At 38.2% G+C, this 14,714-nt stretch carries 16 protein-coding genes, 1 tRNA gene and 1 other RNA gene; 12 read left to right on the plus strand and 6 right to left on the minus strand.

Annotated elements, in window-relative coordinates; genetic code table 11:
* The first annotated feature begins 42 nt into the window (after nucleotides 1–42).
* From LRM50_RS01800 to rplT, 4 genes are read left to right on the plus strand one after another with little or no spacing between them, the layout of a single operon-like run.
* The gene (locus tag LRM50_RS01800; protein WP_243809639.1) at nucleotides 43–1,566 is read left to right on the plus strand and encodes a YifB family Mg chelatase-like AAA ATPase; all 1,524 of its coding nucleotides are present in this window, start codon (nucleotides 43–45) and stop codon (nucleotides 1,564–1,566) included.
* Between the two features lie 59 nt (nucleotides 1,567–1,625).
* Complete coding sequence (infC, locus tag LRM50_RS01805) at nucleotides 1,626–2,156, plus strand: translation initiation factor IF-3 (protein ID WP_129743560.1); 531 nt, start codon at nucleotides 1,626–1,628, stop codon at nucleotides 2,154–2,156.
* Nucleotides 2,156–2,350 carry a 50S ribosomal protein L35 gene (gene rpmI / locus LRM50_RS01810; protein WP_129743559.1) on the plus strand — a complete coding sequence of 65 codons (195 nt, stop codon included), beginning with the start codon at nucleotides 2,156–2,158 and terminating at the stop codon, nucleotides 2,348–2,350. The genes infC and rpmI overlap by 1 nt, the downstream gene beginning before the upstream one ends.
* Before the next feature lie 3 nt (nucleotides 2,351–2,353).
* Nucleotides 2,354–2,695, plus strand: a complete 342-nt coding sequence (rplT, locus tag LRM50_RS01815) for a 50S ribosomal protein L20 (RefSeq protein WP_129743558.1) — start codon at nucleotides 2,354–2,356, stop codon at nucleotides 2,693–2,695.
* A 50-nt stretch (nucleotides 2,696–2,745) separates the two neighbouring features.
* On the opposite strand, the gene rnpB is transcribed toward rplT, so the two are convergent.
* Together rnpB and LRM50_RS01825 are read right to left on the minus strand one after the other, a co-directional pair.
* An RNA gene (rnpB, locus tag LRM50_RS01820) (RNase P RNA component class A) lies at nucleotides 2,746–3,087 on the minus strand.
* 175 nt (nucleotides 3,088–3,262) lie between these two features.
* Nucleotides 3,263–3,907: a site-2 protease family protein gene (locus LRM50_RS01825; RefSeq protein ID WP_243809640.1), complete on the minus strand. Its 645-nt coding sequence runs from the start codon at nucleotides 3,905–3,907 to the stop codon at nucleotides 3,263–3,265.
* A gap of 98 nt (nucleotides 3,908–4,005) precedes the next feature.
* Here LRM50_RS01825 and rpmB point away from each other — a divergent pair, with 98 nt between their 5' ends.
* Nucleotides 4,006–4,215, plus strand: coding sequence for a 50S ribosomal protein L28 (rpmB, locus tag LRM50_RS01830; protein WP_243809641.1), 210 nt, complete (start codon nucleotides 4,006–4,008; stop codon nucleotides 4,213–4,215).
* A 72-nt stretch (nucleotides 4,216–4,287) separates the two neighbouring features.
* Here the strand turns inward: rpmB and LRM50_RS01835 are convergent, their stop codons facing one another.
* From LRM50_RS01835 to thrS, 4 genes are read right to left on the minus strand one after another with little or no spacing between them, the layout of a single operon-like run.
* Complete coding sequence (locus LRM50_RS01835; protein ID WP_243809642.1) at nucleotides 4,288–4,926, minus strand: MBL fold metallo-hydrolase; 639 nt, start codon at nucleotides 4,924–4,926, stop codon at nucleotides 4,288–4,290.
* A gap of 2 nt (nucleotides 4,927–4,928) precedes the next feature.
* The gene (locus tag LRM50_RS01840) at nucleotides 4,929–5,522 is read right to left on the minus strand and encodes a hypothetical protein (protein WP_243809643.1); all 594 of its coding nucleotides are present in this window, start codon (nucleotides 5,520–5,522) and stop codon (nucleotides 4,929–4,931) included.
* Nucleotides 5,523–5,546: 24 nt separating this feature from the next.
* Nucleotides 5,547–6,449, minus strand: a complete 903-nt coding sequence (gene miaA, locus LRM50_RS01845) for a tRNA (adenosine(37)-N6)-dimethylallyltransferase MiaA (RefSeq protein ID WP_243809644.1) — start codon at nucleotides 6,447–6,449, stop codon at nucleotides 5,547–5,549.
* Between the two features lie 11 nt (nucleotides 6,450–6,460).
* The gene (gene thrS, locus LRM50_RS01850; protein ID WP_243809645.1) at nucleotides 6,461–8,272 is read right to left on the minus strand and encodes a threonine--tRNA ligase; all 1,812 of its coding nucleotides are present in this window, start codon (nucleotides 8,270–8,272) and stop codon (nucleotides 6,461–6,463) included.
* A 60-nt stretch (nucleotides 8,273–8,332) separates the two neighbouring features.
* Between thrS and LRM50_RS01855 the strand changes: the two genes are divergently transcribed.
* The 7 genes from LRM50_RS01855 (at nucleotide 8,333) to LRM50_RS01885 (ending at nucleotide 14,454) form a co-directional block, all read left to right on the plus strand.
* Nucleotides 8,333–8,409 (plus strand) — tRNA-Val (locus LRM50_RS01855).
* A gap of 72 nt (nucleotides 8,410–8,481) precedes the next feature.
* Entirely contained in the window at nucleotides 8,482–8,691 is a 210-nt protein-coding gene (locus LRM50_RS01860; protein ID WP_243809646.1) for a hypothetical protein, read from the plus strand.
* 151 nt (nucleotides 8,692–8,842) lie between these two features.
* Nucleotides 8,843–9,001 (plus strand): major coat protein, encoded by a 159-nt coding sequence (locus LRM50_RS01865; RefSeq protein WP_178143158.1) that lies wholly within the window; start codon nucleotides 8,843–8,845, stop codon nucleotides 8,999–9,001.
* A gap of 565 nt (nucleotides 9,002–9,566) precedes the next feature.
* Nucleotides 9,567–11,219 (plus strand): hypothetical protein, encoded by a 1,653-nt coding sequence (locus LRM50_RS01870; protein WP_243809647.1) that lies wholly within the window; start codon nucleotides 9,567–9,569, stop codon nucleotides 11,217–11,219.
* Between the two features lie 266 nt (nucleotides 11,220–11,485).
* Nucleotides 11,486–12,340 (plus strand): hypothetical protein, encoded by an 855-nt coding sequence (locus LRM50_RS01875; RefSeq protein WP_243809648.1) that lies wholly within the window; start codon nucleotides 11,486–11,488, stop codon nucleotides 12,338–12,340.
* A 154-nt stretch (nucleotides 12,341–12,494) separates the two neighbouring features.
* The gene (locus LRM50_RS01880) at nucleotides 12,495–13,355 is read left to right on the plus strand and encodes a rolling circle replication-associated protein (protein ID WP_243809649.1); all 861 of its coding nucleotides are present in this window, start codon (nucleotides 12,495–12,497) and stop codon (nucleotides 13,353–13,355) included.
* A gap of 232 nt (nucleotides 13,356–13,587) precedes the next feature.
* A complete protein-coding gene (locus LRM50_RS01885; protein ID WP_243809650.1) occupies nucleotides 13,588–14,454 on the plus strand; it encodes a tyrosine-type recombinase/integrase in 867 nt (288 codons plus the stop codon).
* The last annotated feature ends 260 nt before the right edge of the window (nucleotides 14,455–14,714 follow it).

A 14,714-nucleotide genomic window follows, 5' to 3' on the forward strand; every position in this document is an offset into this window, starting at 1 on the left:
GATCTCATTCAAAAATCTACATGCTTATGTTTTAATAGATTCATGATTAGTAGAGTTATTTCAGCTACACCTTATGGATTTAGCGGGCAAATCATCGAAGTTGAGGGGGATATGTCAAAAGGTCTTCCTAGTCTGCAAATTGTCGGAATGGGCAATAAGGCCATCGATGAGTCCAGAGATCGAGTACGTAGTGCAATAAAAAACTCTTCCCTGGACTTTCCGAAAGGAAAAATAATCATCAACTTAGCACCGGCAGAATTACCAAAAGACGGATCTCACTTCGATCTTCCCATCGCCTTATCTATCTTATGCATCAACGGCGTACTCAACCAAAGCGACGTAAGTACTGCGGTTTTTGCGGGAGAACTAGCGCTAGACGGCAGCCTACGTCCAATACGATCAGCAATTATTACAGCCGAAGTAGCTAAAAACCAAAAAATTAAATCAGTATACGTGCCAGCCCAAAACGCCAAACAAGCGGCGCTAGTGGCTGGAGTTGACATATTCCCAGTAGAAAACCTAAAATCACTCTTCTTACATCTCAAAAAAGAAAAGATTATTAAGCCAATAGACAGATCATTAATAAAAAATATATCTCGCAATCATAAAAACACTCCAACCGTCGACGACATCTACGGACAAGAGCAAGCAAAGAGAGCTATTCAAATAGCCGTTGCCGGAAGACATAATATTTTATTGTCCGGCCCTCCAGGGTCAGGAAAAACTATGTTGGCAAAATCTTTGAAGAATCTATTACCAGCCCTATCACAGGATGAGATAGTAGAGGTGACAAAACTTCACAGTCTTGGAGAACACACTATAATAAATAATCCCATAGTAGATAGACCATTCAGGTCGCCGCACCACACCGCAAGTAGAGCCTCTATTATTGGCGGAGGATCAAAAGTACAACCAGGAGAGATTAGTTTAGCCCATAGAGGTGTCCTATTTCTCGATGAGCTACTCGAATATCCGCGTACTATACTTGAATCACTTCGTCAACCCTTAGAGGATCACGAAATTACCGTCAGTCGTGCAAATGGTAAATTCAACTTCCCTGCCAATTTCTTATTAGTAGCCACAATGAATCCTTGTCCTTGTGGATTTCTTGGAGATCCAGAAAAAACTTGCATATGCTCACAAAATCAGATTCTAAATTACCAAAAAAGATTATCGGGACCATTACTTGATCGAATAGATCTAACAGTATCGGTTTCACGAGTTCCCCATGAAAAATTATTAAATAATAAAATGTCGACAAAATCACAACAAGATGCATTTTTATCTGAGATACATAAGGCCTACTCTGTTCAGAGAGACAGGTATAAGTGTAGCTATAAATACAACAATGACATTCCAAGTAGTAACGTTGATAAAATTACATCAATCTCAGAATCTGCAAAAACCTTCTTGACGAACGCAGCCAGAAAACTAGATTTAAGCACTCGCAGCTACTTTAAGGTCATAAAAGTTTCTCGCACTATTGCAGATTTAGAAGGATCCGCGTCTATAGAAATTCCGCATATAGCAGAAAGCCTACAATACAGACAGATTAACATAGGTTAATTATTATCCTTGAAAATAACAAACATCTCTGTTACAATAGCAACTGAGTTAATCTAAAATTGCTTCAAAAAGGAGAGCCAGAGATTAATAAATCAATCCGTATCAACGGAGCAATCCGTGCAAGAGAACTGCGGATAATTGGTCCTGATGGCGAGCAGCTAGGAATCATGTCCCTTAAGGAGGCTTTAAGTAAAGCCAACGACATGAATCTTGACCTAGTTGAAATATCACCGGGAGCCAATCCGCCAGTTGCTAAAATCATTGACTGGGGTAAGTACCAGTACCAAAAAATGAAGGATCAACAGAAGAATCGGCGCCAAGCCAAATCTGGAGACCTAAAGCAGATGCGCTTTGGTCTAAAGATAGGAGCTGGAGACCTAGAGGTTAAGCTGAAGAAGATCCGTAAATTTTTAGAGGGCGGACATAAAGTTCGTATACAAGTGGTCTACAAAGGTCGCGAAATGGCCCATAAAGAGATCGGCTACGAATTGATCGACAAAATCATGGAGCACCTTAGTGAGGATGCAATATTAGAGCAAAAACCTCAGATGGCTGGTCGCAATCTGAGCGTAGTAATAAGGAGTAAATAATGCCAAAGCTAAAGACCCACAAAGGCACTGCGAAGCGTATCAAGCTGACCAGCACCGGAAAATTGACCCGCCAGCGCGCATTTGGCGGCCACTTGTTGGCTAAAAAGTCAAAAAGTCGTAAACGCGCAATCAACACAACAGCAACAGTAACTGGTTCGATGGCCAAGAACGCCCGTCGAGCAATGGGAGTATAGTTTATGCGAGTAAAACGAGGAGTTGCCGCACGCGCTAAGCACAAAAAAATCTTAAAAGCAGCTGAGGGAATGCAACATAATCGCACCAGAAGTTTCCGTCTTGCAAAACAAGGTGTTATTAGAGCTCTACAGTATGCCTACCGCGATCGCCGAAACAAGAAGCGCGATCTACGCGGCCTGTGGATTACCCGAATCAATGCAGCCGCTCGACAAGAAGGCACAACTTACGGCAAACTTATAGCTTCTATGAAATCTAAAAACATTGAGATTGATAGAAAAATATTAGCAGAATTGGCAGTTAACGAGCCAAAAGCTTTCGCTGAAATAGTAAAAGCAAGTCTATAATAGGACAAATCTACCAATATAAAACACCCTGACATTGTGCAGGGTGTTTTATTCATAGTCTGCCTATAAGCCGGGTTCTGTCTAGGGCAATCATCTATCTAGTTTGCTTGTTGCCAAACAAATCAAGCGGTTATCGATCTGCGGACGGATAATCCTATTTGCAAATCTCCTTGCAGCCGACAGGGTTTACCTCTCGTCTATGTCGCCATAGACGACTGTGGGCTCTTACCCCACTCGTTTCACCTTTTCCCTCGTATATAAAATACGAAGGTAGTTTCGTTTCTGTGGCACTTTCCCTAGAGTTGCCTCCGGTCGCCGTTAACGACTGTCGTATCCTTCGCTGCCCGGACTTTCCTCTTAAGTATAACTTAAGCGATTACCTAACAGACTACATGATATATTATAGCACTAAACCCTAGACTTGTCTGTGGGCGCTAGATATTCCCCGCATAAATGCAAGGTGGGTGCTCGCAACTTATTGCCACGACAATAAATCATTAAAGCTCCCTATTGTATGATGTTAGGAAAATCATACGCGCCCACGGATAAATCCAGGGTGTACCCCTATTATACACCAAATATGTTCATAAATACACGCAAAATTGCCCGAATACAGCCCGACATAACCTGCCCGATTACATCAGAAAACAGCACAACTATAATCATCACTAGAAGAATGCCGTTCTGCTCAATTTTTTGCATAACACCCCTGATGCTATTTGGCGCTACGGCATATAGTATTCTAGACCCGTCCAGAGGCGGAATTGGTAGCATATTAAAAACAAAAAAACCCAGATTCACAGATACAGCAGTAGAAATAATCAGTCCAAATATCGTAGGCTGTACTGCCCCAGCATTATTAATAACACCACTAAACACTCCGACGCCAAACGCAATAAAGGCGATTATTAAATTAGTAATTGGACCAGAAAGAGCAACAAGAGCCGCTCCCCAATCGCCAAAACGGACTCTATTTGGATTAAACGGAACAGGTTTAGCCCCTCCGAAAACTGGAGCATGCAGTATCACCATAATCAGAGGAAGTAAAATAGTCATCACCGGATCGATATGTCTTATGGGATTAAGTGTCAACCTCCCCTCTTCTTTTGCAGTATTGTCGCCCAGTGCATACCCCATAAAAGCATGCATAGCCTCATGAATAGTCATAGACAATAATATAACAATCAAAACTATTATTACTTCTAAAATCATAAGTGTTATTATAGCATCAATACGTAATCTTGACTAATTACACAAATGTCGCTACAATAATAAGGATTGTTATTAATAATAAAGTAAAGAGAGTGGAAATGGCATCACGATGTGATTTAACAGGCAAAGGCAAGCAGTATGGCAACAACGTCAGCTTCTCCCTGCGCCGCACTAAACGCGTCTTCAAACCAAACCTTCAGAAGAAAACTTTTGTCGTTGACGGTCAAAAAATTACCATGACTTTAAGTACAAAAGCTATTCGCACCCTGAAGAAAAAAGGTATTTTGAGCGCAGCTGCTGATAAGTAATCACTAAATCAAATTTTAATAAAATAACTCCGATTGTATTATCGGAGTTATTTTTAATTCAACGAGAAGATCCTAGCTTTTCGATATCTGAACAACTGTTAAATTATCTGGCAGATCCGTTATTTTCTTTAACTTCCACTTTGGACCAGCCTCAACAACTGGAGCTCCTAGATTTTTTACAAACTCATCCACACCATCCTGTGGAACTTCATAATGCAAAGTAGCGTCATTATAATGTACTGGAATCACCACCTTAGGATCCAATTGACGAATTATTGAAGTTGCTCCCATCGCGTCTAATGTATATCCATTTCCACCGACAGGTAATATTGCAAAATCAACAACACCTATATTTTCGAGCTGATCATCAGTTAGTTTACTCTCAATGTTACCAACAACCACTCCCTTAGCTTCACCAATCGTAATTTTATATATTGTAGATTTTTTAACATCATCTGCGGTATCGATATGTCGGCGCGCTGGAATTCCTAATAATGAGATGTCTCCGACTTCATATTCACCTGGACCCGAAAATAGTAGTCTTGGTGTAGAATCCACAACAGCAAACCGATCCTCCGTAACCACTTCTACGTCATTATTCACAGAAACATTTTTTCCTCCGACAATCTCTAAATTCGGATCAAATACCACACGAAGCTTCTTTGTGGTAATAATAACAGCATTTGCTCCTTTATACTCTATTTCAAACATGCCTACTCCTTTCTCATTATATTTTCCGTATCTACTAGTACAGAGTGTTTGTTTCTTACAATATCCATTATAAATCTATCTTTGACACTCATCCTATAGTAGAAATCATCATAAGATATTACGGCATAATTTATCTCTATTTTTCTATCTTTTTCGATTTTTTTAACAAGATTTTTTATAGTTACGGCAGACATATCATCACCAACCAATAGCAAATCAACAGCAGAGCTTGATCCGACTACTAATTTCCCCGAAATAATAGCTAACCTTAAACCTCTCATTCTCCCTAAAGAATCTTTCCAGGAAACGCTACTCGCAGCGCCCATGCCGCCTTCTGTATTTTTATCTGAGAATATAGCTGCGAGCGGTTTAATGTAAGGATAGTCTTCATTTACGCTATAGTACAGTTTATTATCAATAGCATCCTGCTGTACTATACCTACAGACACCATATTAGCTAGCTCTCGACGGACGGAGTTTATCTGCTCATCGATCATCCTAGTAATTTCCCTCACATAAAATGATTTTTCTGGATTATTCAGAAAAAGATGTAATAACTTTACCCTAGTTTTTGAACCAAATAATGAATCAATCATTGCACTATAATTGTAACATATTTTTTACTTACTATCTAATACTCGAGATAAATATTGTTCACACGAATGGACATCTCCCCATTCAATAAATGGGTTTCGCCTAAACCACGTCAACTGACGTTTTACTAAGCTTACATCACTAACAATAAACTCCTGAATAGTCTGATCTTCGTCTATTTCTTTCTCGATTAATTTCTTAATAATGGGATAAACATTACCCGTCATAGCCTCATTACACCACCCGGTATTATTGGCTAATCCTATTGTCTCTTCTACAACACCATCCTTGAACATTTTTTTTGCTCTATCTGTAATCCTTTGTTTTAATAGTTGTTTATCTGTGGTAATTCCGACAACGATGATGTTGCTCAACGGCATTTCCAATCCAGACGACTTTCTACCGGCTCGCTCAATAGCCCTAATTAGATATCTTTTATTTTTACTATTCTCCGGCAAGGCTATATCGTAATTGACGCAGTATTGCTGAAGTTCAGATATTATCATTTCTTGTAGGTTAGCTCTCTTTTCTTTACTGGATTTAGCCCCAAACTGAAAATCAAATATAACAGAATCAATATACAACCCTGTTCCACCAACAAGAAATGGAATATTTCCTCGACTTCGGATTTCTTTAATCTTTTGACAGGCATAGCCCTTAAATTGTGACACACTAAAAGAATCGCCCGGATTCACCAAATCAAGACCCCAATGAGAAACTCCCTGCTGCTCTTCCAGAGAAGGCTTAGCCGTCCCAATATTCATACCACGATAGACGGTCCTACTGTCAGCGCAAATTATTTCCCCTCTATACTTCTTCGCTAATTGTATAGCCAATGATGTCTTACCGCTAGCGGTAGGACCAATAATTACAATTAGCGGTAGGCGACCTTCATCAACGCCGTTATCTAATTTTATAAACCTATCCAATTAGCTCAACCCTACAAAGATTTTATATATTCAGCAAGCTGCTCCAACGATATTTTTTCTTCGCCAGATTGCGTGCGAACACTAACCTCGTTAGCTTCCATATCCTTTGGTCCTACGATAAGTTGAACAGGTATCTTCATGGAGGTAGCTTCCCTAATCTTCTTACCTAACGATTCATTTCTAGAGTCTATTGTAAATCTCATATCGTTATATCTAACTGGTTTCATGAGGGTAATATCTGATAATATGGTTGTTATTTTATCAACATACTCTAGCACTGTGTCATTAATCGTCAAAATACGAACCTGTTCTGGAGCCGCCCAAAACGGAAACCACCCACCAGTATGTTCTATAAACACACTCAAAAATCGCTCAACCGACCCCAATAAGGCACAATGAATCATAACTGGTGTTGTAAAATTACCATCAGCATCCGCATACTCCAAACCGAACCTTTGTGGCTGCACGAAATCAAGCTGCACAGTTGCAACTTGATGTTCACGGCCGATTGCATCCGTTGCCATAAAGTCAATCTTTGGACCATAAAATGCCGCCTCGCCCTCTTGCTCAAAATAATCCAAGCCTACTTTCTCAACAGCAGACTTTAACTGGTTCTGTGCGGAATCCCATAAGCTAAGATCACCTAAATACGAATCGGATTCATCACGATAGCTTAATCGGACCCTAAGCTTCATATTGATTGATCCATACAGCTCACGAGCGGCAGATAATAAATTATTAATCTCATCCTCAATCTGATCAGTACGACAAAATATATGACTATCATCCTGCGTTAATGAGCGTACGCGGTTCAATCCGCCCAGCTCACCAGTTTTTTCGTCACGATAATCTGTTGTCGTCTCCAAGTATCTTACTGGCATGTCACGATAACTTCGCGGTCGTGAGGCAAAAATTTGCGTATGATGCGGACAGTTCATAGGCTTAAGAGCCATCTCATCACTAGTTTCTTGGCTTTTAACTAAAAATAGCTCTTCTCCGAACTTAGCCCAATGGCCCGATGTTTCATATAAATCTTTTTTCGTAATATGAGGCGTCCAGACCTTTTCAAAGCCAAACTTCTGTCTCAGCTGGTTCGAATATTGAGCCACTATGTCTCGTAAAATCGTACCGCGAGGAGTAAACAAAGGTAAACCAATCCCTACCAGAGGAGAGGTCGTATATAGATCAAGCTCCTTACCTAACTTACGATGATCTCGCTGTTTTGCAATTTCCAATCTATTAAGATATTCATCCAGTTCTTCCTGCGTAGCAAACGCTACACCATATATTCGCTGCATTTGTGGATTATTCTCATTGCCTCGCCAATATGCCCCAGCTGTCTTAGTAAGCTTAAATGCGCCAACTTTTCCAGTACTGTCCACATGTCCACCCCTACACAAATCAGTGTAATCACCCTGAGAATACAAAGAAACAGTCTCGACTTTACTATCGCTATCAGACACAGATCCCATTTTTTCTCCAGCTAATTCACTAGCAACGGTAGTACCGGATCTTTTGAGGTCATTCAGCAGTTCCACCTTAAATGACTGATCTCCACTTATAGCCCAATCAATGGCCTCTTCTACCGACACATCGCGCCTCTCAAACGGATAATTAGCCGCTACGATCTTTCGCATCTCCTCTTCTATCTTCGGAAGGTCAGCTTCAGAAATTGTCCCATTGTCAAGATAAACATCATAATAAAAACCATTATCGATAGCCGGTCCCACGCCAAACTTCGCCTGAGGCCATAAATGCTGAATAGCCTGCGCCATAATATGCGCTAGGCTGTGTCTCATAGATTTTAGTTCTTCTTCACTCATATCAATATTATACCACGCTCCTTGATAGTAGACATCTGTTATGGTAATATTATTATATCTGGGCGATTAGCTCATTTGGCTAGAGCGCTTCATTGACGTTGAAGAGGTGAGAGGTTCGAATCCTCTATTGCCCACCAGATACGACGATTGTATAACTCTTTATCAGTTACTGATGAAGAGTTTTTTAATGTCGTAAAGGAGTATAGAAAATGACAGCCACAAACTCAGATAACATCTTATCTCACGTTTCTCGTGCATATGTAGAGGAACGTATTTCAAAAAAAGACAATAGACCATATAGTGTATTGACTATTGAATGGATTATGCCTAACGAGAAGCTTTATAAACAGTCTGTTTTTCTCTCTGCTGAGCAATTGGCTCTTATAGAGTCATCGGTTGCTAAGGAGGCTCTACTTTAGCTGTAGGGCTTCTGTATTTTAATTTTGGTGCTTGCGCTTAAAAGTAAGTTAAATGTCAAGATAAAAGCAGCCAGAGTTGCCATTGTAGCGGGCTGGTAACTCAGTGTTATATTGAACAATTAAAAGCTACAAGAAAGGATTAAAGCAAGTTATGAAGCTTATTGAAGCAGCTGACGCTACTAGCATCATTACGACGGTTATTGGTTACTTTACCCAAAACTGGCCTGCTCTTGCGATTCTGATTGGCTTCGGTGTTGGTCTGAAGTTATTCCGCAGCTTTGGCAATCGTGGCTTAAAGGGGCGTTTCTAGTAGTTTGTGAGATGTACGACCTCCACCACGCGTACATCTCACTCCTTGCTTATTGAATATATGAAGACTATAGAGATTGTACAATTGATCACCCAGACTCTATCAGCTAATTTCTCTTCCCTTTTGGCTATCGTTGCCGTTGGAGCTGGAGTAAAGATCGTTTTGGATATTATTTTTAAGTCGCTTTATTCGGTTACTAATTCTAGATAGGAGCTTTTTTATGTCATCTACGGAATTACAAACAATTTTAGATAAATTTCTTGTAAAATTTTTTGTCATCCTGTTTTCTTTTGTTATTTGTTGGTATCTCGTTAGTCGTATTAGCTATTCTGGAGGTAATAAGTAAATGAATTCTAGTAATATTGTTGGTCTAATCTACAATTTTATTACCTTTTTCGCTTTAGGTTTTTGTATCTATTTTATTTATACTGATTTGTTTAAGAATAGGAATAATAAAAAATGATGATGTTATTCGCTTTATTCTCCATTTTTTTATTGTTTATAGTTGTTTTTTCGATCGATGAAGAAAAAGAATATCAGACTTATTTAAGAAAGAATCTTGAAGATGAAAATAAATAAGAGAGTTTTTTATGCTTTGTCTTCTCTTTTAATTTTGGGCTATTCTGTTTTATCTCCCTTTAATTCAGTTTTTGCTCAGGATTCTACTCCTCAGATTCCCGATTTTCGTATTACTAAGAAACTATTATTACAGTACGACAAGTCTTCTGTTGATGTAAGTACTCTTTTTTATTCATATTTCTTCACTAGAAAAGATGTCGAGTGGCATTACTCTTGTAGTCGCTTTATCTCTCGAGCTGATGCTGAAAAATCTTATAAGAAAGCTGTTTACGGTAATGGTGATTGGATTGTTCTTAATCATTATTATGGTGGTAATGGTCATGATGAGCGTTATGTTCGTCTTTATTGGACCGAATCCAAAGCTCCGAAACAGATTCTTCGTTATGATGAATATTACGGATATCATTTTTCAGAGTATGGCTTTAAGCAATTGATTTTGACTATGCCTTCTTCTGGTCACTTTAGGGTTGTTTGTGATTCTTCTTTAGTGGGTAGTGACACCCCTCTAGTACTTTCTAATTCTCATTCAAAACCACCAAGTCTTATTGAAACTTTCTTGTCTACTCCTGATTATGAACTAAGCTCTATTCTTAAGGATCGTAATATTAAAATTCCTAAGTCTCTTCAAGATGAGATCTTACCTGATTTTGAATATGATGTTGTTGATAAGAAAATTTCAATAAAACATTTGAAAGATCGTGATCGAATAACTCTTGATGCTTTTTCTGACTATACGAAAGATGGCTGGCGTCTAGTCGATAATACTTATCAATTAGTTTTTACTATTCAGAAGCGCCGCGGTGGTGATGTTATTCATCAACAGACTATCGACGCTGGTGGTACTTTTTCTGTCGATTTACCTAATTACGATGAATATACTGTAGTTGCACGCTATTCCGCTAGGGCTTGCTATTCTTATGGCGAGAGTTCTTCAACTCCTGATTATTGTATAAATGGTTTTCCCAAAGATACTGAATATATAAAATATAAGGAACGTTATATGTATATTGATGTTGACGGTCGAAAACGTTCTGGTTCTACTGTCGACTCTGTTTGTCTCGAGGGGTTCTGTGAGGATAAAAAAGAGAAGCCGAAATATGAAGACTGTTCTCAGTATGATTATAATTTTAATGGTCTGAAAATACCTTCGTTTGGTAGTATCGCTTGTGCTATACGTAATTCCTTTGTTTGGTTTTTTACAGATTTTATTTTTAGTATAATTTTTCCAAAGATTGAAGATCTTCAATCTTTATGGAATGGTTTATTGAATACTATTATTGATCGATTAGGTTTTTTGGCCTTGCCGTTTACATTTATAAAAGGTGTTTTTACTACAGTTGAAGCTATGAATTCTAATAATAGTACTTGTGCTGTTTCGCTTACTATTTTTGGCTCTACTGCTAACCTCGAGATGTGTAGATGGCGATATCAATTACCTGCTGTTTGGTCATTTATGCAGATATTTCTTCAGGGTGGTATAGCTATTGGTTTTTTATGGACGTGTTATCGATTGGCCAACAGATTCTTTGGAATCTATGTAGAGGATTATGAAGAAGAAGATCACGATACTCAGTCTATACGTTGGTTTGACGAGCGTACTGGTGATCACGGTGACTGGGAAGAAAGGAGAAAGGATTAGTATATGATAGTAATGTTTATTTTATCGTTTATAGTCGTTGTCATTAAGCTTATTCTATCTCTTATTCTTATTCCTGCCGCTCCATTAGTTTTTCTTAATGCGATTAATAATGTTGTTCCTTATTTTGCTTTTCCTATAGTTGTTCTGAGAAATTATATAGGTGATACATTCTTCGCTACAATGCTCGTTATGATCGTCACTAGTATTACTGTCTTTATAGCAATACGTCCTGTTCTTTGGTTCTATAACAAAGTGAGAGGTCACTAATGCCTAATATTCTACCATTCGTTTCTAAGTCTTTTAATTTTGATAAAGAAGCTATTAGAGAAAATAGACGTAATCGCAAGGATCCAGACTATTTTCAACCTTCAGGTATTCAGACTTTCTTTGGTGAACAAGGTGACGGCAAGACTATAACTCTAATTCATTTTTATAAGAAAATTGCAAAACGATATCCGAAAGCTATTGTTGTTTCTAATATTATATTAAAGGATCGTACCGCTCTCAGATTCGACGGATCTTTAGATAAATTAAAGTCTATCCTCTCTAATGAGATCGATACTGTTTCTAGTTATATTTATTATTCATCATTGGAGGAGTATGCACTTGTCAATCAATGTGTCCGCAACGGTAAATATGGTGTGATAGTTATTACTGATGAATATCAAAATTATTTTTCTAACCAGGATTCTCGCAACGTTCCGCCTTGGGTAATTCATCAGGCCGCTCAGAATCGTAAGCAGAAACGGATTCACCTCGTTACTTCTCAGGATTACGATCAATTGGTGAAGGCTGTACGTCGTCGATCGGATATTGCTTTTAAATGTAAATCTTTCGCTCTTCCATTCGGCTTGTCTGCTGGCCCTATTTTTACAGTTTACTGGGCGTTTATCGCTAAGAAGCTGGAGTTTGATAATAATGGCAAGCGTGTTGACGGATCGCGTCCTCTTAAAATGGGATTCTTCTTCCAGTCGCAAGCGTTGCGCGATTCATACGATACCAACCAGGTTGTATTTACTGGCTCTCAGGCTGACGGCGTCTATCTCGCCTCACAACCTACTGTCACGATAAAGAAACTTGCTGTTCCCCTTAGAAGGAGAAAGGGGGTGTTTTCCAGGTAGAAGCGACTCTCTGATCGGCGCGAAAAGTTACGCTTTTCGCGTCCGGGTGGTGTCTATAGGTTCCCGCCCGTAGGGCTACTTGATAACCCAACACTTAACAAGCGTTTATAGAGGTAAACAACACGTAAAAAATAACATATTGGGGGTATGTTTTATGAATCAATCTTTAACTGTAATTGAACACATTACAAAGGAATACCCTAATAATATGTATAAAGTCACTATTTTTAACAATCCTTTAGTTATTCCACGACCCAGATTGGGTCATAAGCCTAATAGGGATTCTGAGAAGCCATCAGATAAAGCTATTGAAGAGTCACTTCGTCGTACTCGTACTACTATTTTCGATTATGCTTTATCTAATAATTTTTCCTATTTTGTTACTTTTACTTTCAATCCTAAGAAGGTTGATAGATATTCTATAGAGTCTACATCGAATATTATGAAGTACTGGCTCAATCGTCAGAAGAAGCACTCTCCTAATTTTGCATACGTGATTGTTCCCGAATTCCATAAAGACGGCGCTATCCACTTTCACGCTTTGATTCGTGATTATAATGCCGAATTGAAGTCTACTAATGTTTTTCAGAATGGTAAACGCGTCTATAACCTTACAGGTTTTACTGCTGGTTTTACTAACGCTCAGAAGCTTGATGATGATCAAACTAAGGCCGCAGCGTATCTTACTAAGTATATTACTAAGGATATGATCAATCGATTCAATAAACGTCGCTACTGGGCCTCTAAGAATCTACACAAGCCTGTAAAGCGTTATGAATCATTATCTGAATTAGGGTTGGATCCGTATATCTTTGATGACAATTTAGTCTTCTCTTCTGATAAGTATGATATATCTGTTTATCAGTTTAAACGTGATTCAGCTATTGATTCTATTTATGATCTATTGATCGATAGAGATGTACCTACTTCGACGCCTACTATTCCTATTAGTGTCAGACTTCGTCAAGTATCATTACCTACAATATTTAAACAGACTCGCCCTCTTCCGCCTTAATTTTTTGTTTTTAGATAGTCTTCTATAATTTTCTTTATCTCTATAGTTTTATTGTAGATTCCTACTGTACAGAATGAAGCTATCATCATAATTATCATACATAAGAATACGATAAATATTACTATTATAGTTTCTAGTGGTAATTGTGTTAGATCCATTTTTTTCCTTTTTATTTAGTTTTATCTATAGGTGCATTATATAACATAAATTGGAGGGTAGAAAGTGTTTTTTTATGAAGATATCTGAAGCTTTTAAGCTTTATATTTGCGATTATGTATTAAGGGCTGGTAAGTCTATTAATACTGAATCTAGTTATTTAAATATCAGTAAGTCCTTGATCTCATTCTTTGGAGATGTAGATATTGAAAGTTTATCTTTTTCGGATTTTAGAGATTGGCATAACTTTGTTTCATCTCGATGGAGATCTAATACAGTTCGTAATGCTATCTCTTGCATTCGTATGGTTTTAAAGATGGCCGCAAGGAGAGGATTTGATGTTATGGATTATGAAGAATTAGTTGTTCCTAAGCGCGAGAAGTACATTATTCAATACTTATTACCAGAGGAGATTGAGGATTTTATTTCTGTTGCCTCTCGTCAATGTAGAGGATATGGATCTATGAATCGATTGCGCAACATTGCAATATTGCGTTTGTTGGCCGCATCGGGTATTCGTGTTTCTGAGTTAGTATCCTTGAATCGCAATAGTATTCGTCATCGTAAATTTACGGTTATTGGAAAGAGTAAGAACCCTCGTGTTGTTTTTATTGATGAGGCCACTGAGGACGCTATAAATAATTATTTAGCTTGTCGCACTGATGACAACTCTGCCCTCTTTATTTCTCATCAAGGCGATCGATCTCGTCTTACTACTGGCGGTATTCGTCGTATATTTGAATCTATTTGCGATAATTCAGATTTTATTAACGTAACCCCTCATACTATTCGCCATTCGTTTGCTACAATGCTTTTAGATAAAGGTATTGAATTATGCTATATTTCGGATCTATTGGGTCATCAGAGTTTGGATACGACGCGTATTTATACACACTATACGAATACAAAATTACAACATATTTATGATTCAGTTATGACTTAAATATGTTATTATATATGTAGTTAGTAACTTTTACAGAGTATTCCATTGACGTTGAAGAGGTGAGAGGTTCGAATCCTCTATTGCCCACCAGATACGATACACAAGCCTCGTCGACGATAAACGAGGCTTTTCTATTATCTGCTATGCAGACCTTGACTTTATTTAATAAGTATGTTAGAATTTAAAGTATGAGTAAACATGACTTACCTAGTTTAGATACAAAAAAACCACAACACTGTTCTTTATTAAGCAAGGCAAAA

Origin of the sequence: Candidatus Nanosynbacter sp. TM7-053, assembly GCF_022828375.1 — a bacterium.
Lineage (GTDB): Bacteria > Patescibacteriota > Saccharimonadia > Saccharimonadales > Saccharimonadaceae > Nanosynbacter.

Bases quoted from the DNA above. Each gene is read 5' to 3' on its own strand.
- LRM50_RS01875 (WP_243809648.1), top strand. From the start codon at position 11,486: ATGCCTAATATTCTACCATTCGTTTCTAAGTCTTTTAATTTTGATAAA.
- LRM50_RS01865 (WP_178143158.1), top strand. From the start codon at position 8,843: ATGAAGCTTATTGAAGCAGCTGACGCTACTAGCATCATTACGACGGTT.
- LRM50_RS01880 (WP_243809649.1), top strand. From the start codon at position 12,495: ATGAATCAATCTTTAACTGTAATTGAACACATTACAAAGGAATACCCT.
- thrS (WP_243809645.1), bottom strand. From the start codon at position 8,272: ATGAGTGAAGAAGAACTAAAATCTATGAGACACAGCCTAGCGCATATT.
- LRM50_RS01860 (WP_243809646.1), top strand. From the start codon at position 8,482: ATGACAGCCACAAACTCAGATAACATCTTATCTCACGTTTCTCGTGCA.
- LRM50_RS01870 (WP_243809647.1), top strand. From the start codon at position 9,567: ATGAAAATAAATAAGAGAGTTTTTTATGCTTTGTCTTCTCTTTTAATT.
- LRM50_RS01800 (WP_243809639.1), top strand. From the start codon at position 43: ATGATTAGTAGAGTTATTTCAGCTACACCTTATGGATTTAGCGGGCAA.
- rpmB (WP_243809641.1), top strand. From the start codon at position 4,006: ATGGCATCACGATGTGATTTAACAGGCAAAGGCAAGCAGTATGGCAAC.
- rpmI (WP_129743559.1), top strand. From the start codon at position 2,156: ATGCCAAAGCTAAAGACCCACAAAGGCACTGCGAAGCGTATCAAGCTG.
- LRM50_RS01885 (WP_243809650.1), top strand. From the start codon at position 13,588: ATGAAGATATCTGAAGCTTTTAAGCTTTATATTTGCGATTATGTATTA.
- LRM50_RS01835 (WP_243809642.1), bottom strand. From the start codon at position 4,926: ATGTTTGAAATAGAGTATAAAGGAGCAAATGCTGTTATTATTACCACA.
- LRM50_RS01825 (WP_243809640.1), bottom strand. From the start codon at position 3,907: ATGATTTTAGAAGTAATAATAGTTTTGATTGTTATATTATTGTCTATG.
- LRM50_RS01840 (WP_243809643.1), bottom strand. From the start codon at position 5,522: ATGATTGATTCATTATTTGGTTCAAAAACTAGGGTAAAGTTATTACAT.
- rplT (WP_129743558.1), top strand. From the start codon at position 2,354: ATGCGAGTAAAACGAGGAGTTGCCGCACGCGCTAAGCACAAAAAAATC.